The organism is Betaproteobacteria bacterium (assembly GCA_009377585.1).
Taxonomy (GTDB): Bacteria; Pseudomonadota; Gammaproteobacteria; order Burkholderiales; family WYBJ01; genus WYBJ01.
In genome coordinates, this window is sequence record WHTS01000008.1 from 51,953 (window position 1) to 74,669 (window position 22,717).

The 22,717-nt window shown below is 66.8% G+C and carries 16 protein-coding genes; 2 read left to right on the plus strand and 14 right to left on the minus strand.

The window, feature by feature from the left end; all coding sequences use genetic code 11:
• The first annotated feature begins 15 nt into the window (after positions 1–15).
• On the plus strand, positions 16–1,671 hold the full coding sequence (locus tag GEV05_04720; GenBank protein ID MPZ42705.1) for a hypothetical protein: 1,656 nt from the start codon (positions 16–18) through the stop codon (positions 1,669–1,671).
• Positions 1,672–2,042: 371 nt separating this feature from the next.
• Here the strand turns inward: GEV05_04720 and GEV05_04725 are convergent, their stop codons facing one another.
• The 7 genes from GEV05_04725 to GEV05_04755 form a co-directional block, all read right to left on the minus strand.
• Positions 2,043–2,960, minus strand: a complete 918-nt coding sequence (locus GEV05_04725; GenBank protein ID MPZ42706.1) for a hypothetical protein — start codon at positions 2,958–2,960, stop codon at positions 2,043–2,045.
• Positions 2,961–2,967: 7 nt separating this feature from the next.
• Positions 2,968–3,996: a hypothetical protein gene (locus GEV05_04730; protein ID MPZ42707.1), complete on the minus strand. Its 1,029-nt coding sequence runs from the start codon at positions 3,994–3,996 to the stop codon at positions 2,968–2,970.
• A 118-nt stretch (positions 3,997–4,114) separates the two neighbouring features.
• Complete coding sequence (locus tag GEV05_04735; protein MPZ42708.1) at positions 4,115–4,333, minus strand: hypothetical protein; 219 nt, start codon at positions 4,331–4,333, stop codon at positions 4,115–4,117.
• A gap of 30 nt (positions 4,334–4,363) precedes the next feature.
• Entirely contained in the window at positions 4,364–4,651 is a 288-nt protein-coding gene (locus tag GEV05_04740) for a hypothetical protein (protein ID MPZ42709.1), read from the minus strand.
• Positions 4,652–4,740: 89 nt separating this feature from the next.
• Positions 4,741–5,280, minus strand: coding sequence for a hypothetical protein (locus GEV05_04745; GenBank protein ID MPZ42710.1), 540 nt, complete (start codon positions 5,278–5,280; stop codon positions 4,741–4,743).
• Positions 5,273–6,292, minus strand: a complete 1,020-nt coding sequence (locus tag GEV05_04750) for an LLM class flavin-dependent oxidoreductase (GenBank protein ID MPZ42711.1) — start codon at positions 6,290–6,292, stop codon at positions 5,273–5,275. Before GEV05_04750 ends, GEV05_04745 begins: the two co-directional genes overlap by 8 nt.
• A 115-nt stretch (positions 6,293–6,407) precedes the next feature.
• Positions 6,408–6,884, minus strand: coding sequence for a cupin domain-containing protein (locus tag GEV05_04755; GenBank protein ID MPZ42712.1), 477 nt, complete (start codon positions 6,882–6,884; stop codon positions 6,408–6,410).
• Between the two features lie 145 nt (positions 6,885–7,029).
• Here GEV05_04755 and GEV05_04760 point away from each other — a divergent pair, with 145 nt between their 5' ends.
• Positions 7,030–7,239, plus strand: coding sequence for a hypothetical protein (locus tag GEV05_04760; protein MPZ42713.1), 210 nt, complete (start codon positions 7,030–7,032; stop codon positions 7,237–7,239).
• Between the two features lie 212 nt (positions 7,240–7,451).
• On the opposite strand, the gene GEV05_04765 is transcribed toward GEV05_04760, so the two are convergent.
• The 7 genes from GEV05_04765 to treS all read right to left on the minus strand — a co-directional run bounded on the left by GEV05_04765 (position 7,452) and on the right by treS (position 22,706).
• On the minus strand, positions 7,452–7,967 hold the full coding sequence (locus GEV05_04765) for a damage-inducible protein (GenBank protein ID MPZ42714.1): 516 nt from the start codon (positions 7,965–7,967) through the stop codon (positions 7,452–7,454).
• Positions 7,968–8,071: 104 nt separating this feature from the next.
• Complete coding sequence (locus GEV05_04770; protein ID MPZ42715.1) at positions 8,072–8,938, minus strand: mechanosensitive ion channel; 867 nt, start codon at positions 8,936–8,938, stop codon at positions 8,072–8,074.
• An 18-nt stretch (positions 8,939–8,956) separates the two neighbouring features.
• Positions 8,957–14,101 (minus strand): malto-oligosyltrehalose synthase, encoded by a 5,145-nt coding sequence (locus GEV05_04775; GenBank protein ID MPZ42716.1) that lies wholly within the window; start codon positions 14,099–14,101, stop codon positions 8,957–8,959.
• Positions 14,102–14,103: 2 nt separating this feature from the next.
• A complete protein-coding gene (treZ, locus tag GEV05_04780) occupies positions 14,104–15,936 on the minus strand; it encodes a malto-oligosyltrehalose trehalohydrolase (GenBank protein MPZ42717.1) in 1,833 nt (610 codons plus the stop codon).
• On the minus strand, positions 15,926–18,112 hold the full coding sequence (glgX, locus tag GEV05_04785; GenBank protein MPZ42718.1) for a glycogen debranching protein GlgX: 2,187 nt from the start codon (positions 18,110–18,112) through the stop codon (positions 15,926–15,928). Before glgX ends, treZ begins: the two co-directional genes overlap by 11 nt.
• Positions 18,109–19,344 (minus strand): glucose-1-phosphate adenylyltransferase, encoded by a 1,236-nt coding sequence (glgC, locus tag GEV05_04790; protein ID MPZ42719.1) that lies wholly within the window; start codon positions 19,342–19,344, stop codon positions 18,109–18,111. The genes glgX and glgC overlap by 4 nt, the downstream gene beginning before the upstream one ends.
• Positions 19,341–22,706, minus strand: coding sequence for a maltose alpha-D-glucosyltransferase (treS, locus tag GEV05_04795; protein MPZ42720.1), 3,366 nt, complete (start codon positions 22,704–22,706; stop codon positions 19,341–19,343). Before treS ends, glgC begins: the two co-directional genes overlap by 4 nt.
• Positions 22,707–22,717: the final 11 nt, after the last annotated feature.

Genomic DNA, 22,717 nt, shown 5'->3' on the forward strand with positions numbered 1-22,717 from the left:
CACGGGAGATCCGCCATGAAGATCAAAGCTGCAAACGGTGTCGCGCGCATTCTGAAGGCCGAGGGCGTGCCCTGGGTGAGCTGCTATCCGACCAGTCACGTCAACAATGCGCTGGGCGAAGAGGGCGTGCGCATCCTGATGATGGGTGAGGAGCGCTTCGCGGTCGGCGTCGCGGACGCCTTTTCGCGCGTGACCTGCGGCCAGCAGATCGGCGTATGCACGGTCATGGCGAGCCTCAATGCCGCCGGTATCCAGATGGCCTACGGTGCGATCGCCCAGGCGTGGGAGGATTCGTCTCCGCTACTCGTGATTGCCGAGGGCCTGAGTCAGGGTGCGAGCCGACACACGCATTACGACATGGCGGAGGCGCTCCGCCCGGTCACCAAGTGGGTGGGAAAGATCGATCGCGCCGAGCTGGTGCCGGACTACATGCGCCGCGCCTTCACCCATCTGCGCTCCGGCCGCCCCGGCCCGGTGCTGCTGCTCGTGCCGCGCGATCTGGGCGAGTACGACGAAGAGCGCTATCCCTATGTGCCGGTGAAGGGTTGGCGCAGCGCACCCGATCCGGACGACGTAGCGGCCGCGGTGACGGCGCTGCGCGCGGCCAAGCGGCCGCTGCTCCACGCCGGCGAGGGCGTCTATTACGCGGGTGCGACCGAGGAGCTGCGCCAATTCGCCGAGCTGGCGTCGCTGCCCGTGCTCACGACGCTGAAAGCCAAGGGCGCGTTCCCGGAGAATCATCCGCTCGCGCTCGGCGTGCGCGGCTCGCTCGCCGCGCATTTCCTGCAGGCTGCCGACCTGGTGTTCTCGATCGGCTCGAGCCTCTTCCCCAATCGCTTCAGCCACGCGATTCCGGAACCGCAGGCGAAAACGATCGTGCAGTGCGCCGTGGACACGCTCGACATCAATCGCAGCTACGAGACGCGGCACGCGGTGATCGGCGATGCCCAACTTACGCTGCGGGCCCTGATCGCCGAATACACCAAGCAGGCGGGCGGGGCGCGCAAGGATGCCGCGCTGTTGGAGGAGATCGCGGCCGGGCGGCAGGAATTCCAGGCGCAGTTCCGTCCCTGGCTGGAATCGGGCGACAAGCCGATCAATCCCTACCGCGTGATCGGCGACCTCATAAAGGTGCTCGATCCAAGAGCATCGTTCGTGACCGCCGATTCGGGCAACACGCGCGACCAGACCAGCACGGTGTACGAAGCGCAGATTCCCCGCGGCCACCTCGGCTGGGGCAACGTGTCCACGCTCGGCTTCAGCCTGGCCGGAGCGATCGCAGCCAAGCTCGCGTATCCGCAGCGCCAGTGCGTCAACATCACCGGCGATGCCGGCGTGTGCTACATGATGGGCAACTTCGAGGCGGTGGCGCGCTATGGCATCGGCATCACGACCGTGCACATCAACAACGGCGGTTATTCGGGCTACGGCCCCGGATTCTGGGGCAAGGGTCACGATCCGTACACCTGGAAGGTGTCCGACCACGGCTCGGCGTGCATGGCTTCGATGGCACGTTCACTCGGTTTTCATGCCGAGGACGTGACCGAGCCGGCCGAGATCGTTCCGGCGTTCGAACGCGCTTTCGCGGAAAACGCCAAGGGCCGGCCCGCGCTGCTGGAATTCATCTGCTCGCATCATCCGGTCCACGGCGGCTGGGTGGGACGGGAGTGACATGCGAGAGTCGCTTCGCCCCCGAAAACCACACCCCTTGCAGGGCGCGCATCGGCATGCAGGCCGATGCCGTTCGGCCGGCGCGGACCGCCTCGGAGAGCTGCGTGGCCGGCTCGGTGGTCAGTGCCCTGGCGGTTGGCGTCGACTCGCTTTGCGGTCGATCCCCACAAGTGGGGCCCCTCGCCCGGTAAGCTCGCGCCGCTATGGTCCGCGAATTCCCGGCCTTACCCCCGTCGGCTACGCCGACACCCCGCCTCGTGAGAGGCGGGGAGATTGAATCTTCCCTCCCGTGAGAGGCGCGAGATTGAATCTTCCCCTCCTCGTCGAGGAGGGGCTGGACGCGACAGTGTCGCGGACGGGGTGGTCCGCGCTTACTTCCCGAAGCTCTCGACCTTCAACGGCGGATTGCCGATCTCGTCCAGCCGCTTGTCGTCGGCCATCACCTGCACGAACACTTCCAGCGCCTGCAGCATGGGCGGCATGCCGAAGTTGGCGCAGGTGAGAAACACGACCTCGAGCACCTCGCGCGGATGGGCGCCCTGACGCAGCGCCCCGCGCATGTGACCGCGCGCGTTGGTCTCTTCGCCGACGGCAAGGCAATCGCCCACCATGCACAGCAGCCGCGTCTTGTCGTCGATCATGAAGCGCGCATACATGCCGCCATAGCAGAACTTCACCCACAGATCGGCCATGTCGGAGTCGATTGCGTCCAGCCACGACAGGATATTGAGGTGATGGCGCGGCCGCATGACGAGCCCGCGGCTGACCGCATGCCAGCCATGCTTCCCGATCAGCTCGGCGGCACGCGGATCGGCGGCATCGTCGGGATGCCATTTCTTGCGCTCGTCCTGGTACGAGCGGGTGCGGTCGTTGCCGTCCAGCGGCAGCTGCGTGCGGCGTAACTCGTCCAACAAACCCGCGCTTTCCGCCACCCGGTGCAGCACTTCGATCGCCGGATCGACCACGGTATGGCCGCCGTAGACGATGCACTGAAGCACGATTTCGGCGATCTCGCGCACCGGCACCTTCGCGGCCAGTGCGGCATGGATGGAATCCTCCAGCGCGCCGTGGCTTTTCGCCATCGTGTACTGGCCGATCAGGACCAGGAGCCGCGTGCGCGTATCGAGCGCGGGCCGGCGGCCGAGACCCTTGATCGCGAAGTCCAGCCACAGCCGGGTGAAGTGCTGATCGATGTCGTCGCGCTGCGCGACGCGCCGCTCGAACGATTTCGGCTGTAGCGCCATGCCGGCTTCGAACGCGTCGGCGCCGTATTTGGAGTGCAAGGTCATTGGGTTCTCACTTTCTCATCGAGGCGATCGACGTAGCGAGACGTCCATCACCATGCTTCAGCGCTCGCGTCACGGCATGCGTATTGCCGAAGGTTGGGATGTAGGCCGAATGCTTGCCGGCGCCGCCGATCACGACCACGATGAAGTCCTCGGCGCGCTCCACCATCGACACCAGCGTGTCTGGATCGGCATCGCCGTACCGGTGCGCGAGCTTCATGCGAAAGCGCCGCTCGATATTCTCCTTCGAGAACTTGTGCATCGGCACGCGCCCGTGCTCGAACAGGAACTCCTTCACCGCCTGCTTCGAATAGCCGTCGCCGGCAATCGTCGCCGCGTGCTCCGGGCTCAACAACACCACGGGTTCGGATGCGTAGTAGGTATTGTTCTGTCCCGTATTGGCGACGGTGCCCGCTATCGTGGTCAGAAGCCCGGCGGCGGTGTAGCTCTCGTGGTCGTTGACATTGTGCGGCGGCTCGGCGGCGACGACTGTCACGGTGGTGGCTTCGAGCGGAAAACCGCGCTCGACATGCAGCGGCTGCCAGGGATTGCCCGCTTCGTTCTCGGCGGCACAGTAGGTGAACTTGGTCGGATCGCCGTAGGTCGACATGTCGCCGATCCCCGGGATCGCGCCGCCGATGTTCACCAGCGATAGCCTCACCGCGCGGCCGATGGTCGCGTTGGCGCGATTGCCCGCACCCAGCGCGCTATGCCCGGAATTCATGCCGAGCTCCTGCGCGCCCGGCCCGTTGACGATGACGAGCGGCGCGCACGGATGCGTGGTCGCCTGGATGCCGTAGAGGTTGAACGGCTCCTCGGCCATCGCTTCGATGGCGAGCACGACCAACGGAAAATACTCCGGGCGGCAACCGGCCATGACGGCATTGGCCGCCAGGCGCAGCGGGGTCGCGGCGCCGAAACGAGGCGCCAGCATGGCGATCGGTTGATCCCAGGGTCGATCGCAGTAGGCGAGCATGCGCTCGACGCGTTCGGTCGTGGGCAGCACCACGGGTAGGCCATCGCTCCAGCCGTGCTGCATGCAATATTCGAACGCGGCCTCGGAATCGTCCTCGGCCTCGAAGCCGGCGCCGGGCTCGACCAGCAGCTTGTCGATGGCGCTCATTTGAGCATTTCCGCCAGTAGCTTCTCGGCAGCGCTCATTTCAGCATCTCCGCCAGCAGCTTCTCCAGCTGCGGCCAGGCGGCGTGGCCGCGGCCTTCCACCTGCTCGACGCTGATGCCGCCCAGCGGGTGCGGGATCATGATGATGGGCAGGTCGGGCACGCCGAACGTCTTCGCCTGCGCCTGCGCGAGGTTGAGAAACGGCTCGGTGCAGATGACCGCAGTGCGCAGCCCACGCTTCCGAAGCGTCGCCATGTCGTGGACACTCCACGACGTGCACGACCCTCAATCGGCCATCGCGCTCAAGACGAAGTCCGCCTCGCGCGCGAGATCCTCCACGATTTCGGCCGCGGCCGGCCGCGAGGCCGCCGGCTTGCGGCGCTTGACGGTCGCGCTGATCGGAAGCGAATCTGCGGCGGCGTCGAGCAGGAACTGCAGCAGGTGATCCGCGTTCGCCTTGCTGTTGTCCAGGATGCCGATCCGGATGCCGGCGCCCTCGGCGCGCTTTCCGGCGGCGATGGTCGCGGCAGCGGCGACCGGGGCTTCAGGCGATACGCAACGTTTCAAGGTCAATGTCGTGTCTCCTCATTTCCAATCTTGTTCGAGCAGGCGGATGCAGCGATTGTAAACGTGACCGTTGGTCTGCACCGCTAGCCGCGCGCTCATTGCGTTTTGGTGCCCGGCGGCAACTCGACGTTGCGGCGTACTTCCAGCCTGGGCGATTCGATGGTGATCTCTTTCGGTTTCGCCACCAGGACGCTCAACTCGTAGTTGCCGGCTTGCGGAACCGAAACGATCAGCATGGTGTGGGCAAAGTCGCCGCCTTGCGGCATCTGGTTGGTGCCCGGGTTGTTGATGTTGAAGCTGCCGGTCGCGATCGGGGCGCCGTCGAGCGAAAGCGTGGCGCGGTAGCTGTTCCAGCGGTCCATCTCCGCGTACGCTGCCACCGTGGTGCCGCGTAGATTGAAAGCGATCGGATTCATGTCCGGGTCGAGATCGAGCCGCACCGGCGCGAAGCTGCCGTCGTCGCCCTGCATCAAGGTGTGAACGGATTCGCGCGCACCGGTGAAAAGGCCCTCGCAGCCGGCGAGCAGCAGGACGAGAGCCGCGCACGCGAGTCGAGCGCGCATCATGCCGCGGTTGCGGTGGCTCGTGAGCCCCCATTGCCGCGAGTCGCTGGCCGATCCTGCATGGTTACGCATGCTCGAACTCCGTATCGAATGCGGGCGCAATCTCGCGCGCGAACCGGCGCAGGCTCTCGCGCGAGGCGCCGCCCATGTTGGCCAGGATGTAGCTCGCTCCGGCCGCGCGCAGCGCCTCGAGCTGAGCGGCGATCTCGTTCGGGCTGCCGTAGAGCGCGGCCGCTTCGTTGCCGCCCGGCGCATCGGCGTACGCAAGCACATGCGAGCCGCGCTGCTGCCCCGGTGCACGCGCGACCTCGATGGTGCGTCGGCGTATGCGTGCATTGCGCTCGAGCGCTAGAGCCTTGTCGGCCGCATCGCGCGCCACGTAGACGTCGCGCGCCACCGCGACCCTCATCGGGTCGAAGCTTCGGCCTTGCGCCTGCACCTCGGCCTTGAAAAGGGCGATCCGCTCGCCGATGAGGTCGATGCCGGCGAACTGATCGAGCAGCAGATTGAATCCGCGTTGCGCGACCTTGCGGATCGACTCGGCGCTGCCGGCCGCCATCCAGATCGGCGGGTGCGGCCGCTGTGCCGGCGGCGGCTCGACGATGATGTCCCGGAAGCGCCAGAAGCGGCCGGCATGCGAGAACGGCGACGTCGCGCTCCAGGCGCGCAGCAGCACGTCCAGACATTCGTCGAAGCGCGCATCGGCCTCTTCGGCCGGGATTGCGAAACCAAGGAACTCGTTGTGACGATAACCTTTGCCGATGCCCAGATCGAGCCGTCCGCCCGAAAGCAGGTCGAGCGTTGCGGTCTGCTCCGCCAGCAGGACGGGGTTGTGCCATGGCAGCACCATGACCGCCGTGCCGACGCGCAGCCTGCGCGTGCGCGCAGCGAGCCAGGTGAGCAGATTCAGCGTCGCCGAAACCTGCGTCCAGCCGCTGAAGTGGTGTTCGACGACGAACGAGCTATGGTAGCCGAGCGCGTCGGCTTCCACGGCAAATTCGATGTAATCGTGGAAGCCCTGGCCCATCGGCGCGCCCGGTCGGGACGCGGCAGCCTGGGCGCCGCCGAACATTCCGAAGCGCATGCTGTTTGCTGCCGGGCGGAGCGTTATGGGCACATGATCCCCGGCTCGGCACAGCACGGGCTCAACATGGATCGTACGGACGCATCCGCGGCGGCGGCACGCGCTAGAGCGCGGATCACGCCTTGGGCGCGGGATGGATGTTGTCCACCCAGTGCACTTCCTCCGGCTTTTCCACCACCGGTATGTCGAGGTTGACCACCACCGGCTCCTGGCCGCTCCGGACCAGCACGCATGAGAGCGGCTCGTCGTCGTTGGCGTTGATCTCCTGATGCGGCACGTAGGGCGGGACATAGATGAAATCGCCTGGACCGGCCTCGGCCATGAATTCGAGATTGTCGCCCCAGCGCATGCGGGCCTTGCCGCTGACGACATAGATCACGCTTTCGACCGGCCCGTGATGATGCGCTCCGGTCTTCGCCTTGGGATGGATCACCACGGTGCCCGCCCAGAGCTTCTCGGCGCCGGTGCGGGCATGGGTGATCGCGGCGGCGCGGTTCATGCCCGGTGTTTGTGCGGTATTGATGTCGACCTCGTTGCCGTGCACCACCCGCACGCCGTGATACTTCCAGTTCGATATGGACGATTCAGCCATGTGCGTTCTCCCGAACCTGCAACGTCGATGATACAACGAGCAACGGTGGCACGGCGCTTGCGGACCGGCCTGGACTCGATGAGTGCGGCAGCCGTCCCAGGCCTTTCATTTGCTGTATGACGATCGAACAACCCTGGAGAATTCCATGCGTACGACATTGACCGTCGGTTTACTGATTCTGGCGGCGCTCGGCAGCGGATGCGCCACGTGGGATGAAATGGATGGTTCGGAGCGCGGCCTGGCCGTGGGCGCTACCGGCGGCGCCGTGGTGGGCGGCATTGTGGGCGGGCCGATCGGAGCCGCCATCGGTGCCGGCGCAGGCGGCTATGCCGGCCATCATGAAGGATCGCACTGAAGGCGCGACGACGCCGGCATCGACATCTCGCACAGGCGCGGCAGCGTGGACTGGCCGCGCGGATACCGCCTTCGCCCAGGTTATACAGCAGCAACGCGATCGCGCCGGTGACATTGTCTCGATCGGCGTGGCCTGCGCGGGCGGGGGGTCATGCGGCTCCGCTAGCTCGGATACTTCATCGGCGCACGGGCGGCCTGGTGGCGTATGCGGGCTTAGGTGCGCCGGGTGCCGGCGCTCGCGCCCCCGGCCTGCTGCAGCGCCTTGTACAACAGGTCCAGCGCAGCCGAGGCGAAGCTCCACATGTTGAGCTCGCGGTTGGCCGTGCGCGTTTCGATCATGGCCGAGAGCTCGATCGGCCCGGCCACCGCGATGCAGGCGTGGCCCGCGTCGTAACCGTAGCGATTGCCGGTGGGTCCGGTGGCGCCGGTCTCGCCGATCGCCCAGGTGGTTGCGAGCCGTTCGCGCGCGCAGCGGGCCAATGCCAGCGCGTACGCCTCGCTGCTCGGCGCAACGCCGGAGAACGGATCGCCGGCCTGCTCCAGGAAGGCCTTGCGCGATTCGCGCGTGTAGGTGACGACCCCGCCGCGAAAGTATGCCGACGCGCCGGGCAGTGAAAGCAGTGCGGCACTGATGATGCCGCCCGCCGACGATTCGGCGACTGTAATCGTATCCCCGCGCAGCTTGAGCAATTCGCCGGCCTGGCGGCCGAGTAGCGACAACTGGTTCATTGGAATTTCCTCCGATGTGTTAGGTCGAGTGAAGCGTGAGTGAGTGAAACGTGCAGCGTGAAGGGCGTATGAATGAGTCGCTGAGCGCGCGGCCTGTTCACCCTTCACTTTTCACGCGCTTCACTCTTTACTTCCGCCATGCCGCGCACGGTCAGCCTCGGATAGGGTATTTCGATACCGGCCTCACCGAAGGCGTGCTTGAGCCGGCGCAGGTATTCACGTCGCACGCTCCATTGCTCCAGCGGCATCACCTTGAGACGCGCGCGCAGCATGACCGCCGATTCGGCGAGGCTTTCCACCCCGGCAATCTCCAGATCGCCGATGATGTTCGGCGCGAAGGCGGGATCGGCGCGCAATCCCGCGGCCACCGTGCGCATGATGCCGAACGCCGTGTCGACATCGTCGCCATAACCGATTCGCACATCGATCACCGCATGGGCGAAGCTGCGGCTCATATTGGTTACCGTGCTGATGAGGCTGTTCGGGATGAAATGGACGCTGCCCTCGTAGTCGCGCAGGCGCACGAAGCGCAGCGTGACTTCCTCGACCAGTCCGGACTTGTCCGCGATCTGCACCACATCGCCCTGGCGGATCTGGTTCTCGAGCAGAATGAAGAAGCCGGTGAAGTAGTCCTTCACCAGGCTTTGCGCGCCGAACCCTATGGCGATACCGACCACGCCGGCCGCGCCGAGTATCGGCGCCACCGACACGCCGACCTCGGACAGGATCAGCATGCCGACGATCAGCAGCAGCGCGACGTTCGCGATGTAGCGGAACACCTGGCTGAGCGTTTCGGCGCGCTTGCTGGCCTCGGCGTCGGCCAGGCGCAACGTCACGCGGCTACGAAACACGCGGATGAGGTGGCGCAGGAGCGCGGCTACGATCCACGCCGCCGCCAGGATCAAGGCGATCCGTATGGCGGTCAGCGCCGTCGGATCCAGTTGCTGGAGGGTAGCCGAAAATTCCTTCATCGCAACACTCACTCGCTGTTATCGAGCCTGCGTGTCGTAGTGCAGGATGGCCCCTGGAAAATAATCGAAGACGCGCCCGAGGTCGAGCCGTCCGTCGGTGGCCTGGAAACGCGCTCCGGTGATGAGGTCGGTCAGCTCGGCGCCCGCGGGCAGCATGCTGGCATCCACCACCGTATCCTGCCACAGCGCTGCGCCGACCGGCGCGCTGCCGACATCGACGCCGAGTGAAGCGAACATGCGCGCGCAAACGACCAGGATCCCGCTCTCGCCGTGGCGGCGTGCATAGGCAAGCGCATGCTGTTCGCGCGCGCCGGTCAGCTTGACCGGAAGGTAATCGCCGTGGCTGAAAAGCTCGGGCGAGCTGCGCCGCAGGCCGAGCGAGCGCAGCACGACCCACATCTTCGCGCGCCCGTCCCAAGCGGACTCGACCAGCGCGCGCACGGCCTCGCCCAATTTTTCGCCCGCTCTAGCGCTCATTCGCTGCAGCGCCGCCAGCATGCGCAGCCGATGCTCGTAGTCGACCGGGCGGCGATTGTCGGGATCGACCAGGCTGTAGTCGAGCGTCTCGTTGCCCTGGAAGATGTCCGGCACCCCGGGGGAGGTGAGCTTGATGACCGCCATCGACAGGCTGTTGAGTGCCCCGTACCACGCGAACGCCCGGGCCTGCGCCGCCAGGTCGTCGAGAAAAAGGTTGCCTGTGCTGCGCCCGAGCAGCCCGCGCACGAATTCGATCAGCGCCGCTTCGTACGGCTCGTTGACGTTGAGCCAGCTCGTGCGCACCTTGGCCTCGCGCGCCGCCTTCACCATGTAACCCTCGATCCGGCCGCGATACGCGGCGAGCGCCTCGTCCGTGCAGTCCGCCGGAAAGCTGCCGATGAGCGTCTGGTAGAGCAGGTATTCGTCGTTGCGGCTGGGCCCGACCGCGCCGTTGATGTTGCGTTTGCGGGCGCGGTTGAGCCGGCTCCAGCGCCGTACCAGCAGCCGCCATGCCGCTGGCATCTCGGAGATGACGTCGATGCGCGCGCGCACGTCCTCCGAGCGCTTGTTGTCGTGGGTGGACGTGGCCAGCAGCGTGTGCGGCCACTTGGCGGCGCGGTCGGCGCTCGCGCCGTGGAAGGCCGACACGCGCATGCCGAACTGATCCGGATCGCCGCCGACGTCGTTCAACGAGACCAGGCGGTTGAAGTTGTAGAAGGCGGTGTCCTCGATGCCCTTGGCCGCGACCGGCGAAGTGAGCTGCTGGAAGCGCATGGTGATGGCGCGGCACTCGGCCTTGAGGGCTTCGGGCGCGTCGGTCGGCAATTGCTGCAGCAGGATCGAGCGCAGGAAGTCGAACACGCTCGCGTCCGCGCCGCGGCCGTGCTCGCGCGCGCGCCCGATGGCCCATTCGATGTAGCGCCGGTCCTGCTTCGAGATCGAGTCCGCGATGTAGGTGCGGTAGACCGGAAAGTAGCCGATCACCTCGGTCACCGCGCGCTGCAGCGTGTTGACGGTGTAGTCGCGGGTTCGCCGGTCGGCACGCGCCAAGTGCAGCAACCGGCGCGAGAGCACCGCCAGCTCGCCCGCGAGCGCGCTGGTGAGCACGATGCGCTTGCCGCGATAGCAGGCCTCGATGAACGCCGCCGACTCGTCGCCGACGAACGCCTTCCACGCGCGATGGACGCGCTCTCGCGCCTCGGTATCGACGAAGACGCCGTTGACGACGTTGGCGAAGCGGTAGCCGGTCGTTCCGTACACCGGCCAGGATTCGGGCAGATGCTCGTGCGGGGCGATGATCTTTTCCACCACCACGTAGAGGGGGCGGGCGGCAGCATCGGGCGGCGGCGCTGAGCCGGCCGCGAACGCGAGCTGGATGTAGCGCTCCTGCAGCTTGCGAAAATAGCGCGCCGGCTCGAACAGCCCGTCGGGGTGATCGATGCGCAGCCCATCCACCTGGCCCGCCGCCGCCAGCTCCAGCACGAAGCGGTGGGTCGCCTCGAACGCGGCATCGTTCTCCATGCGCAGCGCCGCCAGGTCGTTGATGTCGAAGAAGCGGCGGTAGTTGATGTCGTCGCCCGCCACCCGCCAGTAGGCAAGGCGATAGGCCTGCGCGTCGAGCAGCTCGTGCAGGGCGCGAAAGCGGTCGGGCTCGCTGTTGGCGCCGTTGATGAAGCGCACGCTGCGCTCGATCGCCTCGCCCAGCACGGGCTGGCTGGCGACCATGCGGCCAAGCCGGCGCTTGTGCACTTCCTTGTCGCGCGTGCGCTCGGCGATCGCCTCGGGCTCGGTCGCTTCCCGCGCCGGCAGGTGATGGAGCGAGGCGATCAGGCTTTCCAGCCCCGCCTGCGCATCCGGGTCGAGCTCGCCCGAGCCGAGGCTTCGCACCGCACGGTCGAGGATGCGCGGATACTCGCGCGGATCGATGGGAAAGCGGTGCTCGTAGTAGAACACCGCGAACGAGCCCGCTGCCGGCTCGAACTCCAGGCGCAGCTCCGCGCGCTCGAGCACGGCGCCGTAATGATCGCCCAGCACCGGCAGCACGATGCGATTGGCGAACTCGGGGTCGATCGGGCGCCAGTCGACGTCGAAATAGTCGGCATAGGCCGAGGCCGGTCCGTTCTCGAGCAGATCCATCCACCAGGCGTTGTCGCGCCCCATGACGCCCATGTGGTTGGGCACCATGTCGAGAATCTGGCCCATGCCGTGGCGCTTCAACTCGGCCACGAAGTGCTCGAAGTCGTCGCGATTGCCGATCTCCGGGTTGAGCGCGGCGTGATCGATGATGTCGTAGCCGTGCTGGCTGCCGGCGCGTGCGCGCAGGTACGGCGAGCAGTAGACGTGGCTCACGCCCAGTGCGGCGAGATACGGGATGAGCGCGGTGGCGCGGGAGAAGTCGAACTCGCGATGCAGCTGCAGCCGGTAGGTGCAGCGCGGGATCACGGCCTGCGCGCCCTGCGGCCGCGGTTGCGCGAGCACGTGGCTGCGGGGCCGCACGGTTGCCAGCGTCTGGGCGCTGCGCACGAAGCGCTCCTCGTCCAGAAAGCGCTCGAGCTCCAGCGGGAGCTTCCGCCGCCAATTCGGATACTGGTCGGTGGTCCCGGGCAGGTTCGCCTGATCGGCGCTTCCCGCCACGTCCTCGAGCTGCAGCACCATGACCTTGGCCGGCGTCGCGGCGAGGTAGGCGTGGATGGCGGCGCTCAATGCCGGCGTCATCGCCGGCACGGCGACCGGGTCGGGCGCCACCCCCTGGGGCAGCAGGTTCTCGCGCTCCAAGGCGAGCAGCAGGCGGGCGCGGTCCTGCGCCCGGCCGACGATCTGCGCTTCGCGCATCGCCTCGTTCGGAAACAGCCCCAGCTGCGAGCGCAGGCTCAGGTCGCGTCCTTCCCACCAGCCGGCCAGGGTGGGCAGGTCATGGGTGGACGCCGCGACGATCGCCTGCGCGGGATAGTCGCGCGGGGACTTGAATTCGCCGCCCGGCTGGCGCTCGAAGTAGAGCAGCCGATAGGACAGCACGCCCGTGCGCGCGAGCGCCTCACGCGCTTCGTCCGGCACCGTGCCGAGGTCTTCCCCGATCACCAGGCAGCGGTTGCGCTCGCTTTCCAGCGCGGTCAGCCCGAGCAGATCCTCGAACGGATAGCGCACATAGGCGCCTTCGGCGGCCTTGCCGTCGGGGGGCACCCAGAATAGCCGCATCAGACCCATCACGTGATCGATGCGCAGCGCCCCGGAGTGGCGCATGTTCGCGCGCAACGTCGCGATGAACGGCTCGTAGGCGCGGGCCTCGAGCCGGTGCGGAATCATCGGCGGCAAGCCCCAGTTCTGACCGTTGGGCGCGAAGTCGTCGGGGGGTGCGCCGACGCCGGCGGTGGTCGCGTAGATGTCCTGGTTCGCCCAGGCTTCCGCTCCGCCGCGATCGATCGATACGGCCAGGTCTTCGTAGATGCCCACGCCCAAGCCGAGCTCGAACGAACGCCGGGCCGCCGCACCGTATTGGATGTCGACCTGCCATTGCAGGTATTCGAAGAACTCGACCCGGTCCAGGCGTTCGGCGCAAAACGCGGCAACCGCTTCGGAGGCGGGATCGCGAAACGCTTGCGGCCATACCGGCCAGCCCCAGACGTCGGTCGATTCGCGCGAGAGGCTCTCCTGCAGCGCATCGAACAGCGCATGCCGGCGCAGCGCCTCGCCGCCTTCGGCCTGGAAGCCGCGAAAGCGGCGCGCGTGCTCGGTGCCGCGCTCGATATGGTGCTTGCGAAAATAGGCGTAGAGCAAATCGAGCACTTGGCGCTTGGCCGCGGCGACGGCTGGGTAGTCGAGCAGCTCGGCTTCGCGCAAGCTCTTCAGGCGCGTCTGAAAGACGGCGCTGCGCACCAGCGCTCTCGCCTCCTCGCTGGCGTGAAAATCCGCGCACGCCTCGACGTCGATGTAGATCCAGTTCTTGAACAACCGGCTCGAAGGGCTGTACGGGCTCGCGTGCGCGGGATTGTGCGGATAGAGCGCGTGCAGGGGATTGAGCCCGATCACGCCGCCGCCGCGCGTGCCCCATTGCTGCACCAGCGTCATCAGGTCGGTGAAGTCGCCGATGCCCCAGTTGCGCTCGGAACGCACGCCGTAGAGCTGGCAGGTCGCGCCCCAGACTCGCCCCTCGCCTTGCAGGGCTGGCGGGCAATAGCAGCGCTCGGGCGTGACCGCGAGCAGCATATCGGTGCGCATCTCGGTGCTGTCGGCCTCGCCGTGGCGTACGCGCACGTGGTGATAACCGAACGGCAGCTCGAACGCGAGCCGCCATTCGAGGGCCACGTAGTCGCAGCCTGCGACCGAAACGCGCTCGATCGAGTGCAGGCTCGCCGGCTGCAAGCGGCCTTCGTGCCGGTCGCCGTCCTCCTCGCGCACCGTCCAGGCGAGCTCGTCGCCAAGACTTGCGGCCGGCAGCTGCAGTCGGATCGTCCACGGGCTCGCGTCGCGGCGAACGACGGTTGCCGGCGGCAGGACGCGTGCCCAGCGCGCCTGCTGCGTGCGCGTGAGTGATGCCTCGACGGCGGCATCGTCGGCGGCCTCGATCCCCATGGCTTGCAGGACCGAACGCAACGCGTGCTCCCCGGTGTGATGCTGCTGTCCCCAGATATCGTAGTACTCGAGAATGACGCCGTATGCGCGCGCCAGCTCGAGCAGCTTGTCGTTCATTGTCAGGGTTCGGTTTCCAGCGCGCAGATCACGCCATAGGCTGGGAGGCGGACGAACCCTGCTGCGTCGGCGCCGAGCGGTCCCGACTCGAACAACGCCTGCCCGCGCGGGCGCTGCATGCGTGCGCTTGCCTCGGCGGAAAAGTTCGCGCGCAGGTGCAGCGCAGCACCCTCGCTCAGCGCCCAATCGACCGCCAGCACGCGCTCGTCGTCGACCGTGAACGCGCCGCTCGGGGGCTGCTGCGCCAGGTGCGGCATGAGGTATTGATGGCGTGCAGCCAGGCAGCGGCGATAGAGGTCGAGATATTCGTTGGGCTCGCGAGCATCGTCCCAGTGGAGCTTGGAGCGGCGGAAGGTTTCGGGATCGGTCGGGTCGGCGATCGACTCGCGCGCTTGCGGATCGGCGAAGCGCGCGAAGCGGGCGAACTCCTCGCGCCGGCCGCGGGCGACGGCCGCGGCGAGCTCCGGTCCGAAGTCGCAGAAGTACAGGAAGGGGCTCGAGGCGTTGAATTCCTCGCCCATGAACAGCATCGGCGGCGCCGGCGCGAGCAGCCAGCACGCAATCGCGGCCTGCAGCTTCTCGCGCGGGGCGAGATGACCGATGCGCTCGCCGAACGCGCGGTTGCCGACCTGGTCGTGCGTTTGCAGGAACGAGACGAACGCGGCCGCTGGCAGGTGCACGCTCGGATCGCCGCGTTCGGCGCCGTCGCGAAAGGCGGAAGCCTCGCCCTGGTAGCCGAAGCCCTCGGCCAGACAGCGGCCGAAATACCACAGCGGCGCTCGCGCATAGTCCGAATAGTAGCCGTCGCTCTCGCCGGTGAGCACGATGTGGGCGGCATGATGCATGTCGTCGTTCCACTGCGCGGTCGCCAGGATCGGCTGGCGCTGCGCATCGCGCCCCAGATAGCGTGCCTGGTTGCGTTCGTTCTCCAGGATGATGTGCACGTGCCGCCCGGGGCGCGTGCGCGAACGCACCGTCGCGCACAGCTCGGTGACGAAATCGGGCTGGGTCTCGTCGACGATCGCGTGCACGGCATCGAGCCGCAGCCCGTCCATGCAGTACTCCTCCAGCCAGTAGAGCGCATTGTGGATGAAGAAGTCGCGCACCGTGCGCGAGTGCGGGCCGTCGAAGTCGATCGCCGCGCCCCAGGGCGTATGCCGCTGCGGGTTGAAGAAGGCGGGCGCGTAGGCGTTGAGGTAGTTGCCCTCCGGGCCGAAATGGTTGTAGACGACGTCGACGAATACCATGAGGCCGCGTGCATGCGCGCATTGCACGAGCAGCTTCAGGTCTTCGGGCGTTCCGTAGGAGGCGTCGGGCGCGAATGGCAGCACGCCGTCGTAACCCCAGTTGCGCGTGCCGGGAAAATCCGCCAGCGGCATCAGCTCGATTGCGGTCACGCCCAGCGAGGCGAGGTGATCGAGGCGCTCGATGGCGGCGCGGAAGGTGCCCTTCTCGGTGAAGGTGCCGACGTGCAGCTCGTAGATCACCGCCTGCTCCCACGGGCGGCCGTTCCAGGCGAGCTCGCCCCACGAGAACGCCAGCGGATCGACGATCATGCTCGGCGCATGCACGTCCTCGGGATTGAAGCGCGAGGCGGGATCGGGCACGAGCAGGCCCCCGTCGATGCGAAAGCCGTAGCGGGCTCCCGCATGCACGTTGCCGACGGCGCCGCGAAACCAGCCGCCTTCGGCCGCGGCGAGCGCCGCGCCGATGCGATTCTGGCCCTGGGTGATCTCGACTTCCACCTCGGTTGCCGCCGGCGCCCACAGCCGGAAATGCGCGGTTGCGTCTTCGGCGAGCTCGGCGCCGAACGGCATCGAATACCTATATCTCATCATCGGCTCCGATGAGACGGCGCATGCGCAAACCGCTTTCGCTCGGGCGGTCGGAGCGGATCTGCGTCAGCAGCGCCAGCGAGCGCCCGCGCAAGGGATAGCGGGCGTTGCCGGCGAAGGTCGGCGGGTCTTCCGCGGCCCGGGCCTCGGTGGTGTCGACCATCTGCAGCCATTGGCGGGCTCCGATGCACGGGGGAAGGGTGAACTCGATGTCGTCGTGGTGCGCGTTGAACAGCACGACGAAAGAGCGATCGACCACCGGTCGGCCGCGGTCGTCGACCTGGTCGGAGGCATCGCCGGCGAGCAGCACGCCGAGGCAGCGGGCGAACTCCTGCTGCCATTCCTCCTCGGACATCTCGGCGCCGTCGGGCCTGAGCCAGACGATGTCCTTCAGGGGGCCTCCATGCAGCGGGCGGCCCTGGAAGAAATCGCGGCGGCGAAACGCCGGATGCCGATGGCGCAGCGCGACCAGCCGCCGCACGAAGTCCACGAGATCGCGATTGTGTTCCTCCAGGCTCCAGTCGATCCAGCCGATCGGGTTGTCCTGACAGTACGCATTGTTGTTGCCCGACTGGCTGTTGCCGATCTCGTCGCCCGCCAGCAGCATCGGCACGCCCTGCGACAGCAGCAGCGTGGCGAGGAGATTGCGCTTCTGGCGGTTGCGCAACTCGCGGATCTCGGGATCGTCGGTGGGACCTTCCACGCCGCAGTTCCAAGACAGGTTGTGATTGTGCCCGTCGCGATTCTCCTCGCCGTTGGCTTCGTTGTGCTTGTCGTTGTACGAGACCAGGTCGTGCAGCGTAAAGCCGTCGTGCGCGGTGATGAAGTTGACGCTGGCGAAGGGCCGGCGGCCGCTGCGGCCGTACAGGTCGCTCGAGCCGGTCAGGCGCGCGGCGAACTCGCCGATGAGGCCCTCGTCGCCCTTCCAGTAGGCCCGCATGGTGTCGCGATAGCGGTCGTTCCATTCCGCCCAGCCGAGCGGAAAGTTGCCGACCTGGTAGCCGCCTTCGCCGAGGTCCCAGGGCTCGGCGATGAGCTTGACGCGGTTCAGGACCGGGTCCTGCCGGATGATGTCGAAGAACGCACCCAGGCGGTCGACCGCGTGCAGTTCGCGCGCCAGGGCCGCCGCGAGGTCGAAGCGGAAGCCGTCGACGTGCATCTCGCTCACCCAGTACCGCAGCGAATCCATGATGAGCTGCAGCACGCGCGGATGCTGCATGTCGAGCGTGTTGCCGCAGCCGGTGTAGTCCTTGTAGTAGCGCGCGTCCTCGTCCGCCTGCCGGTAGTACGACTTGTTGTCGATGCCGCGAAACGAGAGCGTCGGCCCCATGTGGTTGCCCTCGGCGGTGTGGTTGTAGACCACGTCGAGGATGACTTCGATGCCGGCCGAGTGCAGCGCGCGCACCATGGTCTTGAACTCGTTCACTTTGCCCGAGGCGTTGTAGCGCGCTTCGGGAGCGAAGAAGCCGATGGTGTTGTAGCCCCAGTAGTTGCGCAGGCCCCGCTCGACCAGATAGCGGTCGTCGAGGAACGTGTGCACGGGCATGAGCTCGACGGTCGTGACGCCCAGCCGCTTGAGGTAGTCGATCACCGGCGCGGTCGTCAGTCCCGCGTAGGTGCCGCGCAAGGGCTCGGGAACGTGCGGATTGAGCATGGTGAAGCCGCGCACGTGCAGCTCGTAGATCACCATGTCGTGCCACGGGACACCGGGCGCGCGGTCGTCGTCCCAGGTGAACGCCGGGTCGATCACCTTGCACTTGGGCATGCCGCGGGCACTGTCGCGCCGGTCGAAGGAAAGATCGTCGCGGCGGTTGCCGATCGTGTAGCAGAACATCGCGTCGCTCCAGCGCAAGCCCCCGACGATGTTGCGTGCATAGGGATCGAGCAGCAGCTTGGCCGGGTTGAAGCGATGGCCTTCTTCCGGCCGATACGGCCCGTGCACGCGATAGCCGTAGAGCCATCCCGGCCGCGCCTCCGGCAGATAGCAATGCCAGACATGGTCGGTGTTCTCGCGCACTTCGATGCGCTGGGTTTCGCGCCGCCCGTCGGCACTGAACAGGCACAGCTCCACCTTCTCGGCGTGTTCCGAGAACAGCGCGAAGTTGACACCCTCGCCGTTCCAGGTTGCGCCAAGTGGGTACGAGCGCCCCGGCCAGATCGCGCTGACCGTGCTCATGAGCGGAAGCGGGGATGGCGCTCATCGAGCGGCGCCAGCGGCACGATCACGATTCCCGAGTCGGTGACCGTGTAGTGCCTCGCATCCTGATCCCGGTCGTAGCCGATGCGCGCGCCGGGCGCGATGGTGTTGTGCCGATCGATGATGGCGCGGCGGATGCGCGCGCCGTCGCCGATGGTGCACGAATCGAACACGATCGAATCCTCGATCGCGACGTTCTTGCCGACCACGGTGCCGGCACGGACGACGCTGCGTGTGAGCGTGGCATCCTGGATGAGCACGCCCGCGCCGATGTCGCTGTCCTCGATACGCGCGGCGCCGAAGCTTGCCGGCGGACCCTGGTAGTTGCTCGAGCGAATGGGCCAGCGCGGATTCATGAGATCGAACCGCGGCTCGGCGCCGAGCGTATCCATGGTGGCGTCGAAATAGGCCTCGATGGTGCCCACGTCGCGCCAGTAGTTCGCTTCCTCGTAGGAATGCATGCCGGGGCATGCATTCAGCGCGAAATCGTAGGCGAATACGCGCTGCGTCTTGATCAGCCGCGGCAGCACGTCGCGGCCGAAATCGGTGCCGCTGCGGTCGCGAGCCTCGACCAGCGCCTCGATCAGGGTGCGGGTGCGGAAGATGTAGTTGCCCATCGAGGCGTACGCGCGCGTGGGGTCGGTCGGCATCGTGGGCGGGGCAGGCGGCTTCTCGACGAACTCGCGGATGCGGCCGCTCGCATCGCAGTCGATCACGCCGAAGGCCGTGGCTTGCGCGAGCGGCACCGGCAATGCGGCCACCGTCACGTCGGCATCGCAGGCGAGATGGAAATCGATCATCTGCCGCAGGTCCATGCGATACACGTGATCGGCGCCGAATACCGCCACCACGTCGGGATCGTTCGCCTCGATCAGCGCAAGATTCTGATAGACGGCATCGGCGGTGCCCTGGAACCATTCCTGGCCCTCGCGCATCTGCGGCGGCACCACCGTGATGAAATGCGACGGGATGGTCGGACCCAGCACCCACGCCTCGCGGATGTGCTCGATCAACGATTGCGACTTGTACTGCACCAGGACGTAGATCGAATAGATGCCCGAATTGACCAGGTTCGAGAGCGCGAAGTCGACGATGCGGTAGCGCCCGCTGAAAGGAACTGCGGGCTTCGAGCGCTCGGCCGTCAAGGGAGAGAGCCGGGTGCCTTCGCCGCCGGCCAGCACGATGCCCAGCACGCTGTTGCGCGCGCTCACGCCAGGTTACCTTCGATCAGCTCGGAGAGGCCGCGGATCGGGATCGCGGCCCACTGCGGGCGGCTTTCAAGCTCGTAGCGCATTTCGTAGAGCCCCTTCTCGATCACGAACAGGTCCAGCAATCGCTTGAACGCCGCTGCGTCCTGTGGGACCGAGAGAAGCCCGACGGTGGCGGCCTTGTATCCCGCAAGAAACGCGCCTGTGACGGCGGTCTGCCATTCGAGCGCGTCCTTGCGGAACTCCGCATGCCGGTCCAGATGCTGTGCAGCCAGGCGCTCCGCGGTCGCGTGGGCGGCATAGCTGGCCGAGCGTACCATGCCGGCAACATCGCGCAGCGGACTCGCCTTGGCACGCCGCTCTTCCACCGGGCGCATCGGCTCGCCCTCGAAGTCGATGATGACGAAATCGTTGGCCGTGATCAGGACCTGGCCGAAGTGCAGGTCGCCGTGATAGCGGGTCTTCACCAGGCCCTCGATCCCGACCGATGCTTGCTGCAGGCGATCGAGCAGGTAGCGCCGGCGTGCGAGCAACTCGTCGGCGAGGCTGCGTACCGCCTCGTCCAGCTCGGGGCGCTTGCGCTCCAGCCGGTCGAAGGTATTGATGGTGTCGGCGCGCACCGTTTCGATCCAGGCTTGCAGGTCGGCAGCGGTGACCGGTTCCGGATCGAACGCGGGATTGCCCGTGTGGGCGGCGAATGCGCGATGCAACTCGCCCACGCGCATGCCGAGCTTGTGCGCCTGGGTCGTGTATAGGGCGTGCGGATCGACAGGGGCGACCGGCGCCTGGGCCTCGGCGGGGACCGCGTTGCCGCCCGCGGTTGCCCCCATATGCCGGTCGAGGTATTCCAGGCTATAGGTCCAGAGGCTGCCTTGGTTGCGCACGAAGCGCTGGCCGATCGCGAGCGCGGTCGACGACCCGTCGCGGCCGACGTATTCCATCGCGCCCAGCACGCTCGCAATGTTCGGGTAGGGCGATTCGTCGGTGAGGAAGCGGCCGATCTCGACCTCGGAATTGACGCCGCTTTGCAGGCGCATGTAGCCTTTGAGATACGCGCGCATGCCGAAGTACACGCCGATGTTGGATTGCTCCTCGGCTGGGTACTGGATCTCGGCCGCGAGCGCCTCGGCATCGATGTAGTGTTCGTAGACGCCGGTGCGGATGAAACGCAGCCTCCCCGCGCCGAGCGGCAGGTCGCCCGGCGAACCCATGGAACGCAGCAGCGCGCGGCAGAAATCCGGGTTGCCGAACGCCATGTAGAGCATGCCCACGCGGCCTTTGTGGCGAACCTTCGCCAGCGCCCAGGCGCCGTACTTCGGCATCAGGTCCGCGCCGGTTTCTTCCCAGGCGATGGCGAGCGGCAGGAAATAGACCTGGGGCGGGATCTCGGCGAACTCCAGCTTCAAGACGGCGAACAGCCAGCTCCCCTCGGGGGTACGCCAGGCGCCTATGTCGGCCAGCGCCATGCCGGTCATGCGATTGCCCTTGCCCGCGAACCAGCGCCGCGACTCGAGGAACGGCAGCAGGACTTCGTCGCGCAGCTTGTCGGGCGTGGTGTTGGAAATCGCGCGCAGGACCTCCTTGGCGCCGCCGCGGCCCGAGAACAGATCGCGCCAGCTCTCCAGCAGCACCAGCGTCGGCAGCTCCTTGAGCGGCAGCACCTGCGCATGCCAGGTGGGCGGCGGCGCCTCGGCGGAGAGCTGGAAGGCATAGTAGCCGTGGCCGGGCAGCGTCAGCAGGTAGGGCAGCTTCCCCACCGGCGGGAACGAGGTCTTGCCGCCGAGCTCGACCGGCACGCAGCCCTCGAAGCGCGCCAGATTCAGCTCCACCGCCTGCGCATAGCGCGAGAGGTTGGCCACGCACAGAATGGTATCGCCATCGTGCTCGCGCAAATAGGCCAGCACCTTGCGATTGCCGGGACGCAGGAACGAGATCGAGCCGCGGCCGAAGGCGCGATGCTTCTTGCGCTCGCCGATGAGCTTGCGCGTCCAGTTGAGCAGCGACGAGGGATTGCGGGCCTGCGCTTCGACGTTGATCGACTGGTAGCCGTACACGGGGTCCATGTTGACCGGCAGGTACAGCCGCTGCGGGTCGGCGCGCGAGAAGCCGGCATTGCGATCGAGGCTCCACTGCATCGGCGTGCGCACGCCGTTGCGATCGCCCAGGTAGATGTTGTCCCCCATGCCGAGCTCGTCGCCGTAATAGAGGATGGGCGACCCGGGCATGGTCATCAGCAGGAAGGTCATCAGCTCGATGCGGTCGCGGCTGTTCTCCAGCAGCGGCGCAAGGCGGCGGCGGATGCCGACGTTCACGCGCATGCGCTGCTCGGCTCCGTACATCTGGTACATGTAGTCGCGCTCGCGGTCGGTGACCATCTCGAGCGTCAGCTCGTCGTGGTTGCGCAGGAAGATCGCCCACTGGCAGGTCGTGGGGATTTCGGGGGTCTGCTGCATGATCTCGACCACGGGATAGCGATCCTCCATCGCCATCGCCATGAACAGCCGCGGCATGAGCGGGAAGTGGTACGCCATATGACACTCGTCGCCCGCGCCGAAGTATTCGCGCACGTCCTCGGGCCACTGGTTCGCTTCGGCGAGCAGCATCCGGTCGCTGTAGTGCTCGTCCATGAGCGCGCGCAGCTTCTTGATGACGGCGTGCGTTTCGGGCAGGTTCTCGTTGATCGAGCCTTCGCGCTCGATCAGGTACGGGATCGCGTCCATGCGAAAGCCGTCGATGCCCATGTCGAGCCAGAAGCGCATGGTGCGGAACACCGCTTTCAGTACGTTGGGATTGTCGAAGTTCAGATCCGGCTGGTGGGAGAAGAAGCGGTGCCAGTAATGCGACTGCGCGACCTCGTCCCAGGCCCAGTTGGAGGTCTCAGTGTCGGTGAAGATGACGCGCGTGCCGGCGTATTTCTTCGGGTCCTCGCTCCACACGTAGTAGTCGCGCTTGGCCGAACCCTTGGGCGCGCGCCGCGCCGCCTGGAACCAGGGATGCTGGTCGGAGGTATGGTTCACGACCAGCTCGGTGATGATGTGCAAGCCCCGCCGGTGCGCTTCGCGCACCAGCTGGCGCACGTCGTTGCGCGTGCCGTAGGCCGGATAGACGTTGTGATAGTCGGCCACGTCGTAGCCGTCGTCGCGCATCGGCGAGGGATAGAACGGCAGCAGCCAGATCGCCGTGACGCCGAGGTCCTGGATGTAGTCGAGCTTCTCGGTGAGCCCTCTGAAGTCGCCGATGCCGTCGTCGTTGGCATCGAAGAACGCCTTGACGTGCAGCTCGTAGATGATCGCGTCCTTGTACCAGAGCGTGTCCTCGGTCTTGGCGGCGACGAGCGTCGGATCGAGCACGGCTTGGTCGTTCATGGGCTGGGGGC

What these genes read in the sequence shown, in the direction of transcription:
- GEV05_04720 (MPZ42705.1), top strand. Translation starts at nt 16, where the DNA reads ATGAAGATCAAAGCTGCAAACGGTGTCGCGCGCATTCTGAAGGCCGAG.
- GEV05_04725 (MPZ42706.1), bottom strand. Translation starts at nt 2,960, where the DNA reads ATGACCTTGCACTCCAAATACGGCGCCGACGCGTTCGAAGCCGGCATG.
- GEV05_04730 (MPZ42707.1), bottom strand. Translation starts at nt 3,996, where the DNA reads ATGCAGCACGGCTGGAGCGATGGCCTACCCGTGGTGCTGCCCACGACC.
- GEV05_04735 (MPZ42708.1), bottom strand. Translation starts at nt 4,333, where the DNA reads ATGGCGACGCTTCGGAAGCGTGGGCTGCGCACTGCGGTCATCTGCACC.
- GEV05_04745 (MPZ42710.1), bottom strand. Translation starts at nt 5,280, where the DNA reads ATGCGTAACCATGCAGGATCGGCCAGCGACTCGCGGCAATGGGGGCTC.
- GEV05_04750 (MPZ42711.1), bottom strand. Translation starts at nt 6,292, where the DNA reads ATGCGCTTCGGAATGTTCGGCGGCGCCCAGGCTGCCGCGTCCCGACCG.
- GEV05_04755 (MPZ42712.1), bottom strand. Translation starts at nt 6,884, where the DNA reads ATGGCTGAATCGTCCATATCGAACTGGAAGTATCACGGCGTGCGGGTG.
- GEV05_04760 (MPZ42713.1), top strand. Translation starts at nt 7,030, where the DNA reads ATGCGTACGACATTGACCGTCGGTTTACTGATTCTGGCGGCGCTCGGC.
- GEV05_04765 (MPZ42714.1), bottom strand. Translation starts at nt 7,967, where the DNA reads ATGAACCAGTTGTCGCTACTCGGCCGCCAGGCCGGCGAATTGCTCAAG.
- GEV05_04770 (MPZ42715.1), bottom strand. Translation starts at nt 8,938, where the DNA reads ATGAAGGAATTTTCGGCTACCCTCCAGCAACTGGATCCGACGGCGCTG.
- GEV05_04775 (MPZ42716.1), bottom strand. Translation starts at nt 14,101, where the DNA reads ATGAACGACAAGCTGCTCGAGCTGGCGCGCGCATACGGCGTCATTCTC.
- treZ (MPZ42717.1), bottom strand. Translation starts at nt 15,936, where the DNA reads ATGAGATATAGGTATTCGATGCCGTTCGGCGCCGAGCTCGCCGAAGAC.
- glgX (MPZ42718.1), bottom strand. Translation starts at nt 18,112, where the DNA reads ATGAGCACGGTCAGCGCGATCTGGCCGGGGCGCTCGTACCCACTTGGC.
- treS (MPZ42720.1), bottom strand. Translation starts at nt 22,706, where the DNA reads ATGAACGACCAAGCCGTGCTCGATCCGACGCTCGTCGCCGCCAAGACC.